The 1516-nt window shown below is 71.9% G+C and carries 2 protein-coding genes and 1 tRNA gene; 2 read left to right on the plus strand and 1 reads right to left on the minus strand.

All coding sequences use genetic code 11. The features are described 5' to 3' along the window. Positions 1-99: 99 nt before the first annotated feature. Positions 100-882, minus strand: a complete 783-nt coding sequence (locus C6N75_RS19655) for a DUF4097 family beta strand repeat-containing protein (protein ID WP_105870225.1) — start codon at positions 880-882, stop codon at positions 100-102. Positions 883-1069: 187 nt separating this feature from the next. On the opposite strand from C6N75_RS19655, the gene C6N75_RS19660 reads away from it, so the two are divergent. Both C6N75_RS19660 and C6N75_RS19665 read left to right on the plus strand, forming a co-directional pair. Further along, positions 1070-1141: transfer RNA gene (locus C6N75_RS19660), tRNA-Val, on the plus strand. 88 nt (positions 1142-1229) lie between these two features. Then, positions 1230-1487, plus strand: coding sequence for a DUF2277 domain-containing protein (locus C6N75_RS19665; RefSeq protein WP_105870226.1), 258 nt, complete (start codon positions 1230-1232; stop codon positions 1485-1487). The last annotated feature ends 29 nt before the right edge of the window (positions 1488-1516 follow it).

The raw sequence follows: 1516 nt of genomic DNA on the forward strand, positions 1-1516 counted from the left end.
CCCTCCCTCTCCCCCTCTGTCCCCTTCCTCGTTGTCCGCTCCGGTCTCTCCACGCTCGCCCTCCCGCGGCGCGCCTCCTCCCCGCACCGCGCGCCAAGGTCAGCTTGCCGGGCGGACGGTGACGTCTCCGTTCGCCGTGCGTACGCGGACCGCATGCGCGCTGTCCGGGTCGGTGGGCACGCCCACCCGCACCTCTCCGTTGTCGCTGTGCGCGTCCACCGCGTAGGCGCCGCCGCCCGGCACCTCTATCACCACGTCGCCGTTGTCGTTGATCAGGTCCACCTTCCGGGGGGCGTGGTCCAGTGCCAGGCGGACGTCACCGTTCTCGGCCCGTGCGGTGACCTGCTCGGAGGTCTTCCCCTCCACGCGTATGTCCCCGTTGTTGCTGGTCGCGTCCACGGCGCCGACGGAGTCCCGGACGGTCACCGTGCCGTTGTCCGACGTGATGCGCAGCGGCCGGCCGAACCCCTCGGCCGTCAGGTCGCCGTTGTCCCCGTCCACGGTGACCGCCACGCCGTGCGGCACCTTCACCTCGTGCCGGGCGGCGCAGTCGCTGATCATCGCGTCGCACTCCACCGCCAGCGTCAGCTTGCCGTCCTCCAGTCGCCACACCGGCTCGGGCCCGCTGCCGAACACCCCCCACCCGTCGACCTGCCGGCTCACCTCCACGTCGCCGACGTCGGCGGACACCAGCACCACCTCCGAGTCGTCCGCCTGCACGGCCAGCGTGTCGCCGTCGAAGGCGAAGGTCTTCCGCTCGACCGGAGCCGACTCCAGATCCGAGGACGCGCATCCCGTGAGGGCCAGCGCCCCCGCGGCCACGCCCCCGGCCGCGACCAGCGAACGCCGGACGGCCCTGCTGATGACACGACGACCGACCATGATGCCCCCCGAGACGGACTGCTGACTGCTGAACTGTCCTCACCCTACGGAGCCGTCCGTCGTCCGCGCGCTACGGCGAACCACCGAGTTCGGGGTGGGGTTAACCCCCCTCACGTCCCCTCTGGCCCCACCCGGAAGGCGTTTGCCGGATCGCCCCGGGAGCGATGTACGCTGTTGCCTCCCTCCCGGGCGCGTAGCTCAGGGGTAGAGCGCTGCCCTTACAAGGCAGATGTCGGCGGTTCGAAACCGTCCGCGCCCACCGGGTACGAAGGTCCCTCGCCGATCATGGCGGGGGGCCTTCGCCGTGGTCGGGGGGCGTTGTCAGTGGGGCGCGTCACACTGGGGGCATGTGCAGAAGCATCAAGACGCTCCGTCCGCCCGTGCTGCCGACGGAGGCTACCGAGGACGACATCAGGGCTGCCGCGTTGCAGTACGTGCGGAAGGTGTCCGGGTTCCGGGCGCCGGCGGCGCACAACCGGGAGGTGTTCGACCGGGCCGTGGAGGACGTGGCCGAGGCCACCCGGAAGCTGCTGGACGAGCTGGAGGTGCGGGGCGCCGGCTCCCGTGGGCGGGGGGAGAAGGACGAGGAGGCGGTGGTGTCCTGACGCCTGGGGGAAGGGGCAGCGGACAGGGG

It is taken from the genome of Streptomyces solincola, from assembly GCF_002982015.1.
Taxonomy (GTDB): Bacteria; Actinomycetota; Actinomycetes; order Streptomycetales; family Streptomycetaceae; genus Streptomyces; species Streptomyces solincola.

Bases quoted from the DNA above. Each gene is read 5' to 3' on its own strand.
- C6N75_RS19655 (WP_105870225.1), bottom strand. From the start codon at position 882: ATGGTCGGTCGTCGTGTCATCAGCAGGGCCGTCCGGCGTTCGCTGGTC.
- C6N75_RS19665 (WP_105870226.1), top strand. From the start codon at position 1,230: ATGTGCAGAAGCATCAAGACGCTCCGTCCGCCCGTGCTGCCGACGGAG.